Origin of the sequence: Parazoarcus communis SWub3 = DSM 12120 (genome assembly GCF_003226565.1) — a bacterium.
GTDB classification, from domain to species: Bacteria; Pseudomonadota; Gammaproteobacteria; order Burkholderiales; family Rhodocyclaceae; genus Parazoarcus; species Parazoarcus communis.
Map to the genome: position 1 here is coordinate 66,282 of NZ_QKOE01000007.1, position 14,014 is coordinate 80,295.

Sequence of the window (14,014 nt, forward strand, 5' to 3'; positions counted from 1 at the left end):
CGGGGAAGCAGGGTTCGATCTTAGGTTGATGTAATCCCTAGGGTCCAATATATTCAGATGCTTCGATTGATATATTGGATATATATATGGAGCTTCGGCACCTACGCTACTTTGTGACTGTTGCCGAAGAGCTCAACTTCACCCGCGCCGCGGCACGTCTGCATATCGGACAGCCGCCGCTGTCGATGCAGATCCGGGATCTCGAGGAGATGCTTGGGGCGCGCTTGTTCGAGCGCACGCGCCGCAAGGTGAGTCTGACTGATGCGGGTGTGCGTTTCCTTGCCCGCTCCCGACAGATATTGGCTGCGGTTGAAGAGGCTTCGGACGAGGTTCGCAAGGTGGCGCGTGGCGAGCTTGGCGAGTTGCGCATCGGCTTCACGTCTTCCTTGCCTTATGGAGGCGTGTTGCCAGAAGTGCTGCATGCCTACCGGCGTCGCTATCCAGATGTCCGGTTGCAGCTACGTGAGATGTTTTCGGTGGAGCAACTCGACGCACTTGAACGCGGCGCGCTTGATGTTGGCTTTGTGCGTTTTGGCGCGGCGCAGGCGCCGTCCGGCATCATGGTGAGGGAGATTGGCCGGGATCCGCTGCGTCTGGTATTCAGTGGGGCGCATCCTCTGGCGGCTTGCGGGGCGGTTTCCTTTGAGCAACTGCGCGAAGAGGCTTTCATCACCTTCCCGGATGATGCCGGCACCGGATTGCCGATGATCCTGCGCAAACTCTGCGGTCAGGCGGGGTTTGAGCCCAGGGTTGTGCAGCTGGCGCGCGAAGCGACCACTCAGATCGGCCTGGTGGCCGCGGGGCTGGGTATTGCGCTATTGCCCGCGCAACTTGAGTGTGTGCGGATTCCTGGTGTGCAGTATCTGCCGATTGCGGATGAAGGGGCTTTCTTTCCGCTCGCCTTGGCGCATCTCAGCGATACGCCCAGTCCTTTGCTGGCAGGATTTCTTGCGGTGCTTGAGGAGGTGAGCCGTCATGCAGCTGACGGCTGAGTGGCGTATCCTTGGCGGTATCGAATTTATTGATCGTTACGCGAGGTGTGGTCATGAAACAGCTGCAACGCGAGCTGCCGGGCTTGATGGCGGACTTTTCTTCCACTTGGGTGACGGCGTGCATGCAACCCTGGACGATGTGGCAGGGCTGGGCGCAACTTTGGGGTGATCCGTGGCGGCAATGGCTGGATTCGGTGGCGTCCATGCCCAGCTCCTGGTTGCCTGCACTGGCAGCTGATCGCAAGGCGCAGCCGCCGGCCATCGATTTCTTTCTACCGTGGCTGCCACGGGTCGAGGCTACGGTAACACCGATTGACGGGCATTCCATCGAGGATGCGATGCGCATCATGTTGCGCGCGGCGCTGCCGGGGGTCGGCAATGGGGCGGAGGTGGTGCTGGTCGATGCCAAGGTGGCGCGCCAGAAAGCGCCGACGGGGAATGCGGTTGTTGAGGGTGAGGGCGCGGTGATCGAAACCCAGGTGGTTCCGACACCTATGGCGCCCGACAAGCCAGCGCCGGCACGCAAGCCGCGTGTGGCCAGAGCAGCGACGAAGCCTCAAGCTTCAGCGCCAGTCGTGGCGGTCAGCGAGCAGACGCCCCCCAAGCGGGTGCGCCGCAGCACCAAGAAGGCGCCGGATCTGCCGGAGGCGTGAGCTGATGGGGGCCTGACTCGCGGAAATCGAGTCCGGCCGCTTCGGCTGCGTGAGTCAGGGTTTCGGGAAAAATCGCGTGGTCGCATCCGCCGGCAGGGGCATGCCGGTCGATTCGGCCCTTTGCAGTAGCTCCCAGTAGTATCGATACGACGCACGGTCGTGCAGGCGGCCTGCATGCTGGATCGGCCCCCAGTTTGCGTCCTGGGCGCTGCTCAGGATCGCGTAGGCCTCCTCGACTTCGGAGAAGTCGGGCCGCATGGCCTCGATGATGGGCAGGATCTGGTTGGGGTGAATGCTCCACATGCGCAGGTAGCCGAATTCGCGCCGTGCGCGGGTGGCATCGTGGCGGATGACCGCGAGGTCCTTCAACTCGGTCGTGACGTTGTGGGACGGCACCACGCCATTGGCCAGCGCTGCCGCTGCGATTTCCGTCTTGGCTCGCACGATGAGTGGATGTTCGAACTGACCTGGGCTCTTCATCGCGGCGCCGGGAATGGCGCCATGGTGACCGGATACGAAGTCCATCAGGCCAAAATCGATCGACTCGACGCCGTCCAGGGCGGCAATGTCCCACACTTCACGCAGGGCGCCGTGGGTTTCGATCAATACATGCACCGGTAGCGGGCCTTGTATGCCAGCGTTGCGTTCGATGTCACGCAGCATCTTGATCTGGGTGGCGGTATCGGCTACCGAGCGCACCTTGGGGAGCGTGATGAAGGCCAGCCGGCTACCGGCACGTCTGACCAGGATCTCGAGGTCCTGCTGCCAGTGAGGGTGGGTGATGTCATGGATACGCGCGCCCATGCGGCCCTGGCGGTTGTCTGCGCTCATGACGTAGTGAGCGACCATCTCGGCATGTTCAGCCTCGGCGCCTGCCCGGGCGCCGTCTTCGCAGTCTCCTGTAAGATCGAAGACCGGGCCGAGCTCGTGCTGTAGTCCAAGTGCCTTGGCAATCAGCTTTTCAGAGCCCGCGTAGTGGTCAACTGCGGGCAGGATGGGGAAAGGTTTCTCTCCGGCGAACAGGACGTCGGCGGGATGGGTCTGAGGGCTGGCGGTCATGGCGTCATCCTGATTGCAATCGGGCGCAAGCATAACAGCCAGTCAGTCAACGAAAAAGGCGCGCAACCGGGGTTGCACGCCTTTGACTGGCCGCTACCGCCCCTTTTGCGGGGGCGGCTTGAATCAGCCGAGCAGATCCTTCACGCCTTCGCGCTCTTCCAGCAGCTCATTCAGGGTGTGGGTCATGCGCTCACGCGAGAATTCGTCGATCTCCAGGCCCTGGACGATCTTGTACTCGCCGTTCTCGGTGGTGACCGGGAAGCCGTAGATGATGCCTTCGGGAATGCCGTAGGAGCCATCGGACGGGATGCCCATGGTGACCCATTCGCCCTTCGAGCCCAGCACCCAGTCACGGATGTGGTCAATGGCGGCGTTGGCGGCCGAGGCGGCCGACGACAGGCCACGTGCTTCGATGATGGCGGCGCCGCGCTTGCCAACGGTGGGCAGGAACACGTCGCGGTTCCAGGCTTCGTCGTTGATCAGGCCCTTGACGCCGTCGCCGTTCGAGGTGACGAAGCGGTAATCGGCGTACATGGTGGGGGAGTGGTTGCCCCACACCACCAGGTTTTTCAGGCTGGAAACTTCACGGCCGGACTTGGACGCCAGTTGCGACAGCGCACGGTTATGGTCCAGGCGCAGCATGCCGGTGAAGTTCTTGGCCGGCACGCGACCGAACTTCTGGGCCACTTCCTTGGCGATGTAGGCGTTGGTGTTGCAGGGGTTGCCAACCACCAGCACCTTGCAGTCCGGATCAGCGTACTGGCCGATCGCGGCGCCTTGCACGGTAAAGATCTTGGCGTTTTCGGTCAGCAGGTCCTTGCGTTCCATGCCGGGGCCGCGGGGGCGGGCGCCGACGAGCAGGGCAACCTTGGCATCCTTGAATGCGACGTTGGGGTCGTCGGTGGCGATCATGCCGGCCAGCAGCGGGAACGCGCAGTCTTCGAGCTCCATCATCACGCCCTTGACCGCCTTCTGTGCCTGAGGCAGGTCGAGCAGTTGCAGGATGACGGGCTGGTCTTTGCCCAGCATTTCGCCGCTGGCGATGCGGAACAGCAGGCTGTAACCGATCTGACCGGCTGCGCCGGTAACAGCGACGCGTACGGGGGCTTTGCTCATGTGATTACTCCCTCAAGACAAGACGATCTGGGTGATATGTTCGTGCTTCGGCGGTGCCGCCCGATAGTATGACAGGCCTTGCGGCCGTTGAGGATCAAGCAGTTTTTCCTAAGCATGCGGATGGTAGAAGCATCCATGAAGCCTGTCAAATCATGTCTTTTATCTTATATAAGACATAAGATGCCCCATAGACGCTAAAAAAATTTTGTGATCAAATACGCGAATGGCTCAGGAATCCCCAACATTCAGCCCCCTCTACCGTCAGATCAAGACCCTGATTCTTCAGGCGCTTGAGGCGGGTGAGTGGCTTCCCGGTCAGGCCATCCCCAGCGAGCAGGAGCTCGCTGCGCGCTTCAGCGTATCGCAAGGTACGGTGCGCAAGGCCATCGACGAAATGGCGGCTGACAATCTTCTGGTGCGCAAGCAGGGCAAGGGCACCTATGTTGCCTCCCACAATGATCCGCGCGCCCTGTTCCGCTTTCTTCGTCTGGTGCCGATGGATGGCGATCTGTCCCATCCGCAAAGTGTGCCGCTGGATTGCTGGCGCGCAAAGGCGGGGCAGGAGGCTTCGCGCATGCTGGGTATCGAGCTCGGTGCGCCCATCATCATACTGCGAAGGCTGCTGCGTTTCGCGCAGAAGCCGGTGGTCATCGACGAAATCTATCTTCCTGGCGAAGTGTTCCCCGGTCTCAGTTTCGAGATGCTGCAGGGGTGGAACGGGTCGCTTTACAGTCTGTTCGAAACCCGCTTCGGTTTGCGCATGATCCGTGCGCAGGAGCGGATACGCGCGGTGGCGGCCGATCGCTCGACTGCCGAAGCGCTGCGGGTGGCTGAAGGTACGCCATTGCTGTCGGTGGAGCGGGTGACCTATACCTATGGTGACAAGCCGGTGGAGTGGCGCCGGGGCTTGTATTCGACTGCCGAGCATTTTTATCTGAATGAGTTGAGTTGAATGGTGTTGCGATGCCGCGGGTGTATGCGTTCGTCGCTATAATTGCAAGCTTTTGGGAGTCCGCGGCGTATCCTCGCCGCACATGTTGAGGGGAGTCTTCATGTCAGAAGTGACAGTGCGCAAACAAAGGCCGAAGCATTTGGCCATCAACGAGATCCGGCTGCCACTGCCGGGGATCGTGTCGATTCTTCACCGGGTGAGTGGGGCGGGGCTGTTCCTGATGCTGCCCTTCCTGTTGTATCTGCTCGACCGCAGCCTGGGTTCGCCGCAGTCGTTCGAAACCTTCTCCGCGGTGGTGGGTCATCCGCTGGCCAAGCTGCTGTTGCTGGGTCTGCTGTGGGCGTACATGCATCACTTCTGTGCCGGTATCCGTTTCCTGCTGCTGGACATGCACAAGGGGCTGGAGCTGCAGGCTGCGCGCAATTCCTCGCGCATCGTACTGATCGTAAGCCTGGCGCTTACTGCTTTGATTGGGGTGAAACTATGGTGAATCGTCACGTCGTCGGTGCGCACTATGGTCTGAAGGACTGGATTGCGCAGCGTGCCACTGCCGTCTATATGGCGCTCTACACGGTCATTTTTGCCGTCTGTGCGCTGACCCTGCCTGAGCTTTCCTACGAAGCCTGGTCGGGTCTGTTTTCCGGTTCGGTATTCCGTTTCCTGAGCTTCCTGTTCTTCCTGTCGGTGTTCTATCACGCCTGGATCGGTGTGCGTGACATCTGGATGGACTACGTCAAGCCCACCGGCCTGCGTCTGGCCCTGCATCTGATCACCCTTTTCCTGCTCGTCGGCTACGCCGGCTGGGCAGCCCAGATTCTTTGGAGGCTGTAAGCGTGAACGTCGCTAAGCGTACCTTTGATGCGGTCATCGTTGGCGCCGGCGGTGCCGGCCTGCGTGCAGCCCTGCAACTCTCCGAGTCCGGTCTGAAGACCGCCGTGCTGTCCAAGGTGTTCCCGACCCGCTCGCATACCGTCGCTGCTCAGGGCGGGGTGGCTGCCTCGCTCGGCAACTCGACCGAGGATAACTGGCACTGGCACATGTACGACACCGTCAAGGGGTCGGACTGGCTGGGTGACCAGGATGCCATCGAATTCATGTGCAAGAAGGCGAACGAAGTCGTCATCGAGCTCGAGCACTACGGCATGCCGTTTGACCGTACCGACAACGGCAAGATCTATCAGCGTCCGTTCGGTGGTCACTCGATGAACTACGGCCAGGCACCGGTGATGCGCTCCTGCGCAGCAGCCGACCGTACCGGTCACGCCATGTTGCACGCGCTGTATCAGCGCAATGTACGTGCAAACACCCAGTTCTTCGTCGAGTGGATGGCGCTGGATCTCATCCGTGATGCCGATGGCGACGTCGTCGGTGTGACCGCGATGGAAATGGAAACCGGCGAGATCTCGATCTTCCACGCCAAGGCGACCGTTTTCGCCACCGGCGGTTCGGGTCGTATCTATTACTCGTCGACCAATGCCTTCATCAACACCGGTGACGGTGTCGGCATGGCGGCACGCGCCGGCATTCCGCTGGAAGACATGGAGTTCTGGCAGTTCCACCCCACCGGCGTGGCCGGGGCGGGCGTGCTGATTACCGAAGGTGTGCGTGGTGAAGGCGGTATCCTGCGCAATTCGTCGGGTGAGCGCTTCATGGAGCGCTATGCGCCCAACCTGAAGGATCTGGCCTCGCGTGACGTGGTGTCGCGCTCGATGGTGACCGAGATCAACGAAGGCCGTGGTTGTGGCCCCGACAAGGATCACGTGATGCTCGACATCACTCACCTGTCGCCCGAGACCATCATGAAGCGCCTGCCCGGCATTCGCGAGATCTCGCTCCAGTTTGCAGGTGTTGATCCGATCAAGGCGCCGATCCCGGTGGTCCCCACCTGTCACTACCAGATGGGCGGTATTCCGACCAACTACAAGGGTCAGGTCGTGGTGCCGAAGGACGGTAACCCGAACTCGCCAGTGGTCGGTTTCTATGCGGCCGGTGAATGTGCCTGCGCATCGGTGCATGGTGCAAACCGCCTCGGAACCAACTCGCTGCTCGATCTGCTGGTATTCGGCAAGTCGGCCGGTGAGACCGTGGTCGAGGACCTGCAGTCGGGCAATCTGCGCCTGAAGCCACTGCCCGCTGACGCGGCCGACGTGTCGCTGGCCCGCCTGAATCGTCTCGAGACGCAGAAGGATGGCACTCAGGTGCATGACGTCCGCCTGGCCATGCAGCGCACCATGCAGAAGCACGCGGGGGTGTTCCGCTTTGCCGATCTGCTCAAGGAAGGCGTCGAGAAGATCGTCGAAGTTGCCGAAGAAGCCAAGAGCACCCAGATCACCGACAAGTCCAAGGTCTGGAACACGGCGATGACCGAAGCGCTGGAGCTCGACAACCTGATCGAAGTGGCCAAGGCCACGATGATCTCGGCCGAGGCTCGCAAGGAATCGCGCGGCGCCCACGTCCGTGACGATGCGCCCGATACCGCCGAGCGTCCCAACGGCCGTGATGACGACAACTGGCTCAAGCACACCCTGTGGTACAGCGAAGGCAATCGCCTTGACTACAAGCCGGTGAACCTGCAGCCGATGTCGCCTGATGTCGAACCCATCGCGCTCGCCAAGCGCACTTACTGAGCGCCCGGGAGAACTACACATGACCAAGCGTACTGTTCACTTCAAGATCTATCGCTACGATCCGGACAAGGACGAGAAGCCCTACATGCAGGACATCTCGGTGGAACTCGAAGCCTCCGACAAGAAGCTGCTCGATGCCATCGTCCGCCTCAAGACCAAGGACGACACGCTGTCCTTCCGTCGTTCCTGCCGCGAAGGGGTTTGCGGATCGGATGCGATGAACATCAACGGCAAGAATGGTCTGGCCTGCCTGACCGATGTGGATAGCCTGGCGCAGCCGATCACGCTGCGTCCGCTGCCGGGGCTGCCGGTCATCCGCGACCTGATCGTGGATATGACCCAGTTCTTCAAGCAATACCACTCGATCAAGCCCTACCTGGTCAACAACGATCCGGCGCCCGAGCGCGAGCGTCTGCAGACACCGGAAGATCGCGAGGAACTCAACGGTCTCTACGAGTGCATCCTGTGTGCCTGCTGCTCGACCTCGTGCCCGTCGTTCTGGTGGAATCCTGACAAGTTCGTCGGCCCGGCAGGCCTGCTGGCTGCGTATCGCTTCATTGCCGATACCCGCGACCAGGACACCAATGCGCGTCTCGACAACCTCGAAGACCCGTATCGTCTGTTCCGTTGCCACACCATCATGAACTGTGTGGACGTCTGTCCGAAAGGTCTGAACCCGACGCGCGCGATCGGCAAGATCAAGGACATGATGGTTCGTCGTGCAGTCTGACGACCTGACCATCAACCGGGGGCGCGTGCGCTGGCAGTGCCGCAGGGCACTGCTGGAGCTTGATCTGGTGTTCACGCGCTTCCTGGAAAAGCATTTCGATCGTCTGAATGACGATCAACTGGCGGATCTCGAACACCTGCTGCGCTGCGATGACTACGACATCTGGGCGATGGTCAATGGCAGCAAGCCGTGTGAGGTCGAGCGCTGGAAGGAGATGATCGGTCTGCTGAGTCAGCGTTGATCGGCCGGCTGGTTGGATTGAGGGAGTTGGAAGTTAATCGGGCAAGCAAAAGGGGACGAACCTATGAGCACTGAACGCATTGCAACCCTAACCGTCGATGGCAAGACCGTCGATTTTCCGGTGATGACCGGTACCCACGGCCAGGACGTCATCGACATCCGCACGCTGGGTGGCAAGACCGGCCTGTTCACCTACGATTCCGGCTTCCTGTCGACGGCGAGCTGCAAGTCCAAGATCACCTTCATCGACGGTGACAAGGGCGAGCTGCTGTACCGCGGCTACCCCATCGAGCAACTGGCCGAACAGTGCAACTTTCTGGAAGTCGCCTACCTGCTGAAGGAGGGCGAACTGCCCAACGCCACGCAGAAGGCCGAGTTCGAAACCACGATCAAGAACCACACCATGGTTCATGATCAGCTGACCCGTTTCTACAACGGTTTCCGCCGTGACGCGCACCCGATGGCGATCATGGTCGGCGTGGTTGGTGCGTTGTCGGCGTTCTACCATGACGCCATGGACTTCTCGGACGAGCAGCACCGCAATGTGTCGGTGAACCGTCTGATCGCCAAGCTGCCCACCATCGTGGCCATGGCGTACAAGTACAACACCGGGCAACCGTTCATGTACCCGCGTAACGACCTCGGCTACACCGCCAACTTCATGCACATGATGTTTGGCACGCCGTGCGAAGAGTACAAGCCGAACCCGGTGCTGGTCCGTGCGCTCGACGTCATCTTCACGCTGCACGCCGACCACGAGCAGAACGCCTCCACCTCGACCGTCCGCCTGGCCGGTTCGTCGGGTGCCAACCCGTTTGCCTGCATCTCGGCCGGTATCGCCTGCCTGTGGGGCCCGGCACATGGTGGCGCGAACGAAGCCTGCCTGAACATGCTCGAAGAGATCGGCGACGTCTCCCGCGTTGGCGAGTACATCGCACGCGCCAAGGACAAGAACGACAGCTTCAAGCTGATGGGCTTCGGCCACCGCGTGTACAAGAACTTCGACCCGCGTGCCACGCTGATGCGCAAGGTGTGCAACGAAGTGCTGCAGGAACTCGGTCTCGAGAACGATCGCCTGTTCAAGCTGGCGATGGAGCTCGAGAAGATTGCACTGGAAGACCCGTATTTCGTTGAGAAGAAGCTCTATCCCAACGTCGACTTCTACTCGGGTATCGTGCAGAAGGCACTGGGCATCCCGACCTCCATGTTCACCTGCATCTTCGCGCTCGCGCGTACGGTGGGCTGGATCACCCAGTGGGAAGAAATGATCACCGATCCGGAATACAAGATCGGCCGCCCGCGCCAGTTGTACATCGGCGCTGCGCGACGCGACGTTCCGGCCATCGCACAGCGTCCGTAAGAGACGATGGAGAGGGGAGGGAGACGGGATTAGGCGATAGCCACCACGGGATGGCCGCGGCGAATGCGGTCGTCCCGTTTTTCATTGGTTGCGCACGATCCGGTTAACCCCGTATTTCGGAAGCAGGGACACAGAACACAACAGGTGGCTTTCATCATGAAGCAGCTTCAAGACACGTCTCATCTGTTCGGCTCGAACGCGCCGTTCATCGAAGAGCTCTACGAGAATTACCTCGCCGACCCGGCCTCGGTCTCCGATACCTGGCGCGACTATTTCGACAAACTCCAGGCTCAGGCAGGCGCATCCGTACGTGATGTGGCTCATGGGCCGGTCATCGCCGCATTCGAGCAGATGGCCAAGCGTGGTCCGGTCCGGACCGTGGTGACCGAAGGTGGCGAAGACAAGCTCCAGGTTGCTGTGCTGCAACTGATCAACGCCTACCGCTTCCTCGGCAACCGTTGGGCCAACCTCGATCCGCTCAAGCGCACCGAGCGTCCGCAGATCGCCGAACTCGAGCCCTCCTACTATGGTTTTACCGAAGCTGACCTGTCGCGCAGCTTCAATGTCGGCTCCTTCCATGGCTTCTCGACCGAGCGTGCCACGCTGCGCGAGATCCTCGAGGCCGTGCGCCAGACCTACTGCGGTTCGATTGGTTCGGAGTACATGTACATCTCCGATATCGCCCAGAAGCGCTGGATCCAGAGCCGTCTGGAAAGCGTGCGTGGCACGCCCAAGTTCTCGGTCGAGATGAAGCGTCGCATTCTCGAGCGCACCACTGCTGCCGAGACCCTCGAGCGCTACCTGCACACCAAGTACGTCGGCCAGAAGCGTTTCTCGCTCGAAGGGGGCGAGTCCGCCATCGTCGCGATGGATGAGTTGATCCGCGTCGCCGGCAGCCTGGGCGTGGCCGAAACCGTCATCGGCATGGCTCACCGCGGCCGCCTGAACGTGCTGGTCAACACTCTGGGCAAGTCGCCCTCGATGCTGTTCTCCGAGTTCGAAGGCAAGGCGGCTTCCGACCTGAGCGCGGGCGACGTGAAGTATCACATGGGCTTCTCCAGCGACGTCATGACCCCGGGTGGCCCCATGCACCTGACGCTGGCGTTCAACCCGTCCCACCTCGAAATCATCAATCCAGTGGTTGCGGGCTCGGTCTATGCGCGCCAGGTGCGGCGCAAGGATGCGAACAAGACCCAGGTGCTGCCGGTGCTGATCCACGGCGATGCTGCAGTGGCAGGTCAGGGTGTCAACCAGGAGATGCTCAACTTCTCCCAGACCCGTGGTTACGGCACGGGCGGGACGGTGCATCTGGTGATCAACAACCAGATCGGCTTCACCACTTCCGATCCGCGCGACTATCGCTCGTCGCTGTATTGCACCGACATCTTCAAGATGGTCGAGGCACCGATCTTCCACGTCAATGGTGACGACCCGGAAGCGGTGGCTTTCGTGACTGCGCTGGCCCTCGAGTTCCGTCAGGAGTTCAAGAAGGACGTGGTTGTCGATATCGTCTGCTATCGCAAGCTTGGCCACAACGAGCAGGACGAGCCGATGGTCACCCAGCCGCTGATGTACCGCAAGGTGCAGCAGCATCCGGGTACCCGCAAGCTGTACGCCGATCGCCTGGTTGCCGAAGGCACGCTGGCCGCCGACGAGCCGGAAAAGATGATCGCTGAGTACCGTGAACATCTTGATCGCGGCGAATTGCTATACAACCCGGTGCTGTCGGGTCACAACCGCCAGTACTCGGTGGACTGGACGCCTTTCCTGAAGCAACCCTACACCGACGAAGCCGATACCACAGTGCCGGTGCAGGAGATCAAGCGCCTGTCCGAGCGTCTGACCACGTTGCCAGAAGGCTTCTCGCTGCACTCCCGTGTCAAGAAGATCATCGATGACCGAGCGGCCATGGGTCGTGGCGAGTTGCCGATCGACTGGGGCATGGGCGAGAACCTGGCCTACGCCAGTCTGCTGGCGCAGGGCTATGCGGTTCGTATCTCCGGTGAGGACGTGGGGCGTGGTACCTTCTTCCATCGCCATGCTGCGCTGCATGACCAGAAGCGCGAGCGCTGGGATGAAGGCACCTATAAGCCGCTGGAGCACATCCAGGACGGCCAGGGCGGTTTCCAGTGCTACGACTCGGTGCTGTCCGAAGAAGCGGTGCTCGCATTCGAGTATGGCTACTCGACCGCTGAACCGAACGAACTGTTGATCTGGGAAGCCCAGTTCGGCGACTTCGTCAATGGCGCCCAAGTGGTCATCGACCAGTTCATCAGCTCTGGAGAAGCCAAGTGGGGGCGTCTGAGCGGTCTGGTGATGATGCTGCCGCACGGCTACGAAGGGCAGGGCCCGGAGCACTCGTCGTGCCGTCCGGAGCGGTTCATGAACATGGCCGCGGAGAACAACTGGCAGGTCTGCGTGCCGACCACGCCGGCGCAGATTTTCCACCTGCTGCGTCGCCAGATGATCCGCAAGCTGCGCAAGCCGCTGATCATTGTCACGCCGAAGTCCCTGCTGCGTCACAAGGAAGCGATCTCCTCAATGGAAGAGCTGGCCAACGGCCGCTTCCAGACCGTGATTCCGGAAGTCGAGAACCTCGATCCGAAGAAGGTCAAGCGCGTCGTGCTGTGTCAGGGCAAGATCTACTACGAACTGCTGGCGCATCGTCGCGACAACAAGATCACCGACACGGCGCTGGTGCGGATCGAGCAGCTCTATCCCTTCCCGGCGGACGAGTTTGCCAAGGCAATCAACCAGTTCCCGAATGCCAAGGAAGTGGTCTGGTGCCAGGAAGAGCCGCGTAACCAGGGTGCCTGGTACTGGCTTGCCTCGCGTCAGCACCTGGTCAATGTGCTCGGCACCAAGCGCAAGCTGCTGCTTGTCAGCCGCCCAGCGTCGGCGTCGCCGGCTGTTGGCTACTACGCCAAGCACAATCAGCAGCAGAAGGCGATCCTTGAGCACGCCTTTGGCCCGATTCAAGAAACCACACCGCAGTCGCCCAACCTATAAGTAGACGAGGGAGAGAACTCCATGCTGATCGAAGTAAAAGTCCCGCAGTTGTCCGAATCCGTGTCCGAAGCCACGCTGGTTTCCTGGCACAAGAAGGAAGGCGATGCGGTATCCCGCGACGAAAACCTGATCGACATCGAGACCGACAAGGTCGTGCTCGAGACCCCGGCGCCGGCCGATGGCGTGCTGGTCAAGATCATCAAGGCCAACGGTGACACCGTGGCTTCGGGTGAGTTGATTGCCCAGATCGATACCGAAGCCAAGGCTGCCGGTGCCGCTGCACCGACCGCCGCGCCGGTTCAGGCGGTGACCCCGCCGCCGGCCGCGCCGGCATCCTCGAGTGCCGCGGGCGCTGCCAGCCCGGCTGCACGCAAGATCCTCGACGAGAAGGGTGTGTCGGCTGGCGACGTGGCCGGCACGGGCCGTGGCGGTCGCGTCACCAAGGAAGACGCGGTTGCCGCACAGCCGAAGGCGGCTGCAGTGGCGCCGGTGGCGGTGGCTGCCGGAGAGCGCCCGGAAGAGCGTGTGCCGATGACCCGCCTGCGTGCGCGTATCGCCGAGCGCCTGATCCAGTCGAAGAACGAAAACGCCATCCTGACCACGTTCAACGAAGTGAACATGGCGCCGGTGATGGCGCTGCGCAAGCAGTATGGTGAGAAGTTCGAGAAGGCACATGGCGTGCGTCTGGGCTTCATGGGCTTCTTCGTCAAGGCCGCGGTTGCCGCACTGAAGAAGTTCCCGATCCTGAACGCGTCGGTTGATGGCAACGACATCATCTACCACGGCTACATCGACATCGGTATTGCCGTTGGTTCGCCGCGCGGTCTGGTTGTGCCCATCCTGCGCGATGCTGACCAGATGTCGATTGCCGACATCGAGAAGAAGATTGCCGAGTTCGGCGAGAAGGCCAAGGCCGGCAAGCTGTCGCTGGAAGAGCTGACCGGTGGCACGTTCTCGATTTCCAACGGTGGCGTGTTCGGTTCGATGCTGTCGACCCCGATCATCAACCCGCCGCAGTCGGCCATCCTCGGCATCCACGCCACCAAGGACCGTGCTGTGGTGGAAAACGGTCAGGTCGTCGTGCGCCCGATCAACTACCTGGCCATGTCCTACGACCACCGCATCATCGATGGTCGCGAGGCTGTGCTGGGTCTGGTGACGATGAAGGAAGCGCTGGAAGATCCGGCTCGCCTGATCCTCGACGTATAAGCATACGCAGTCGGGGCGCATTCGTCCGGAGCAGGGCTCCGGTGCGGGTGCGCCCCGTTTTCCGATC

General features: G+C 61.2%; 13 protein-coding genes. 11 read left to right on the top strand and 2 right to left on the bottom strand.

All coding sequences use genetic code 11. The features are described from left to right. Positions 1-86 precede the first annotated feature (86 nt). Together DNK49_RS11720 and DNK49_RS11725 are read left to right on the top strand one after the other, a co-directional pair. Positions 87-992: a LysR substrate-binding domain-containing protein gene (locus DNK49_RS11720; protein WP_110524732.1), complete on the top strand. Its 906-nt coding sequence runs from the start codon at positions 87-89 to the stop codon at positions 990-992. A gap of 53 nt (positions 993-1,045) precedes the next feature. Continuing rightward, positions 1,046-1,645: a hypothetical protein gene (locus DNK49_RS11725; protein WP_110524734.1), complete on the top strand. Its 600-nt coding sequence runs from the start codon at positions 1,046-1,048 to the stop codon at positions 1,643-1,645. Positions 1,646-1,699: 54 nt separating this feature from the next. On the opposite strand, the gene DNK49_RS11730 is transcribed toward DNK49_RS11725, so the two are convergent. Both DNK49_RS11730 and DNK49_RS11735 read right to left on the bottom strand, forming a co-directional pair. Continuing rightward, positions 1,700-2,704, bottom strand: coding sequence for an HpcH/HpaI aldolase/citrate lyase family protein (locus tag DNK49_RS11730; protein WP_110524989.1), 1,005 nt, complete (start codon positions 2,702-2,704; stop codon positions 1,700-1,702). Between the two features lie 123 nt (positions 2,705-2,827). Next, complete coding sequence (locus tag DNK49_RS11735; protein WP_110524736.1) at positions 2,828-3,820, bottom strand: malate dehydrogenase; 993 nt, start codon at positions 3,818-3,820, stop codon at positions 2,828-2,830. A gap of 223 nt (positions 3,821-4,043) precedes the next feature. On the opposite strand from DNK49_RS11735, the gene DNK49_RS11740 reads away from it, so the two are divergent. The 9 genes from DNK49_RS11740 (at position 4,044) to odhB (ending at position 13,947) form a co-directional block, all read left to right on the top strand. Further along, on the top strand, positions 4,044-4,772 hold the full coding sequence (locus DNK49_RS11740; protein WP_110524738.1) for a GntR family transcriptional regulator: 729 nt from the start codon (positions 4,044-4,046) through the stop codon (positions 4,770-4,772). Positions 4,773-4,872: 100 nt separating this feature from the next. Next, entirely contained in the window at positions 4,873-5,262 is a 390-nt protein-coding gene (sdhC, locus tag DNK49_RS11745) for a succinate dehydrogenase, cytochrome b556 subunit (protein ID WP_110524741.1), read from the top strand. Further along, positions 5,256-5,603: a succinate dehydrogenase, hydrophobic membrane anchor protein gene (sdhD, locus tag DNK49_RS11750; RefSeq protein ID WP_110524743.1), complete on the top strand. Its 348-nt coding sequence runs from the start codon at positions 5,256-5,258 to the stop codon at positions 5,601-5,603. The genes sdhC and sdhD overlap by 7 nt, the downstream gene beginning before the upstream one ends. Before the next feature lie 2 nt (positions 5,604-5,605). Continuing rightward, positions 5,606-7,399 carry a succinate dehydrogenase flavoprotein subunit gene (gene sdhA, locus DNK49_RS11755; RefSeq protein ID WP_110524745.1) on the top strand — a complete coding sequence of 598 codons (1,794 nt, stop codon included), beginning with the start codon at positions 5,606-5,608 and terminating at the stop codon, positions 7,397-7,399. Between the two features lie 19 nt (positions 7,400-7,418). Next, positions 7,419-8,129, top strand: a complete 711-nt coding sequence (locus DNK49_RS11760) for a succinate dehydrogenase iron-sulfur subunit (RefSeq protein ID WP_110524747.1) — start codon at positions 7,419-7,421, stop codon at positions 8,127-8,129. A gap of 4 nt (positions 8,130-8,133) precedes the next feature. Next, positions 8,134-8,370 (top strand): FAD assembly factor SdhE, encoded by a 237-nt coding sequence (locus DNK49_RS11765; protein ID WP_110524990.1) that lies wholly within the window; start codon positions 8,134-8,136, stop codon positions 8,368-8,370. Between the two features lie 63 nt (positions 8,371-8,433). Continuing rightward, positions 8,434-9,729: a citrate synthase gene (gene gltA / locus DNK49_RS11770; protein ID WP_110524749.1), complete on the top strand. Its 1,296-nt coding sequence runs from the start codon at positions 8,434-8,436 to the stop codon at positions 9,727-9,729. A 156-nt stretch (positions 9,730-9,885) separates the two neighbouring features. Beyond that, the gene (locus DNK49_RS11775; protein ID WP_211170860.1) at positions 9,886-12,738 is read left to right on the top strand and encodes a 2-oxoglutarate dehydrogenase E1 component; all 2,853 of its coding nucleotides are present in this window, start codon (positions 9,886-9,888) and stop codon (positions 12,736-12,738) included. Between the two features lie 21 nt (positions 12,739-12,759). After that, positions 12,760-13,947 (top strand): 2-oxoglutarate dehydrogenase complex dihydrolipoyllysine-residue succinyltransferase, encoded by a 1,188-nt coding sequence (gene odhB / locus DNK49_RS11780; RefSeq protein ID WP_110524753.1) that lies wholly within the window; start codon positions 12,760-12,762, stop codon positions 13,945-13,947. Positions 13,948-14,014: the final 67 nt, after the last annotated feature.

What these genes read in the sequence shown, in the direction of transcription:
- DNK49_RS11720 (WP_110524732.1), top strand. Translation starts at nt 87, where the DNA reads ATGGAGCTTCGGCACCTACGCTACTTTGTGACTGTTGCCGAAGAGCTC.
- DNK49_RS11725 (WP_110524734.1), top strand. Translation starts at nt 1,046, where the DNA reads ATGAAACAGCTGCAACGCGAGCTGCCGGGCTTGATGGCGGACTTTTCT.
- DNK49_RS11730 (WP_110524989.1), bottom strand. Translation starts at nt 2,704, where the DNA reads ATGACCGCCAGCCCTCAGACCCATCCCGCCGACGTCCTGTTCGCCGGA.
- DNK49_RS11735 (WP_110524736.1), bottom strand. Translation starts at nt 3,820, where the DNA reads ATGAGCAAAGCCCCCGTACGCGTCGCTGTTACCGGCGCAGCCGGTCAG.
- DNK49_RS11740 (WP_110524738.1), top strand. Translation starts at nt 4,044, where the DNA reads ATGGCTCAGGAATCCCCAACATTCAGCCCCCTCTACCGTCAGATCAAG.
- sdhC (WP_110524741.1), top strand. Translation starts at nt 4,873, where the DNA reads ATGTCAGAAGTGACAGTGCGCAAACAAAGGCCGAAGCATTTGGCCATC.
- sdhD (WP_110524743.1), top strand. Translation starts at nt 5,256, where the DNA reads ATGGTGAATCGTCACGTCGTCGGTGCGCACTATGGTCTGAAGGACTGG.
- DNK49_RS11760 (WP_110524747.1), top strand. Translation starts at nt 7,419, where the DNA reads ATGACCAAGCGTACTGTTCACTTCAAGATCTATCGCTACGATCCGGAC.
- gltA (WP_110524749.1), top strand. Translation starts at nt 8,434, where the DNA reads ATGAGCACTGAACGCATTGCAACCCTAACCGTCGATGGCAAGACCGTC.
- DNK49_RS11775 (WP_211170860.1), top strand. Translation starts at nt 9,886, where the DNA reads ATGAAGCAGCTTCAAGACACGTCTCATCTGTTCGGCTCGAACGCGCCG.
- odhB (WP_110524753.1), top strand. Translation starts at nt 12,760, where the DNA reads ATGCTGATCGAAGTAAAAGTCCCGCAGTTGTCCGAATCCGTGTCCGAA.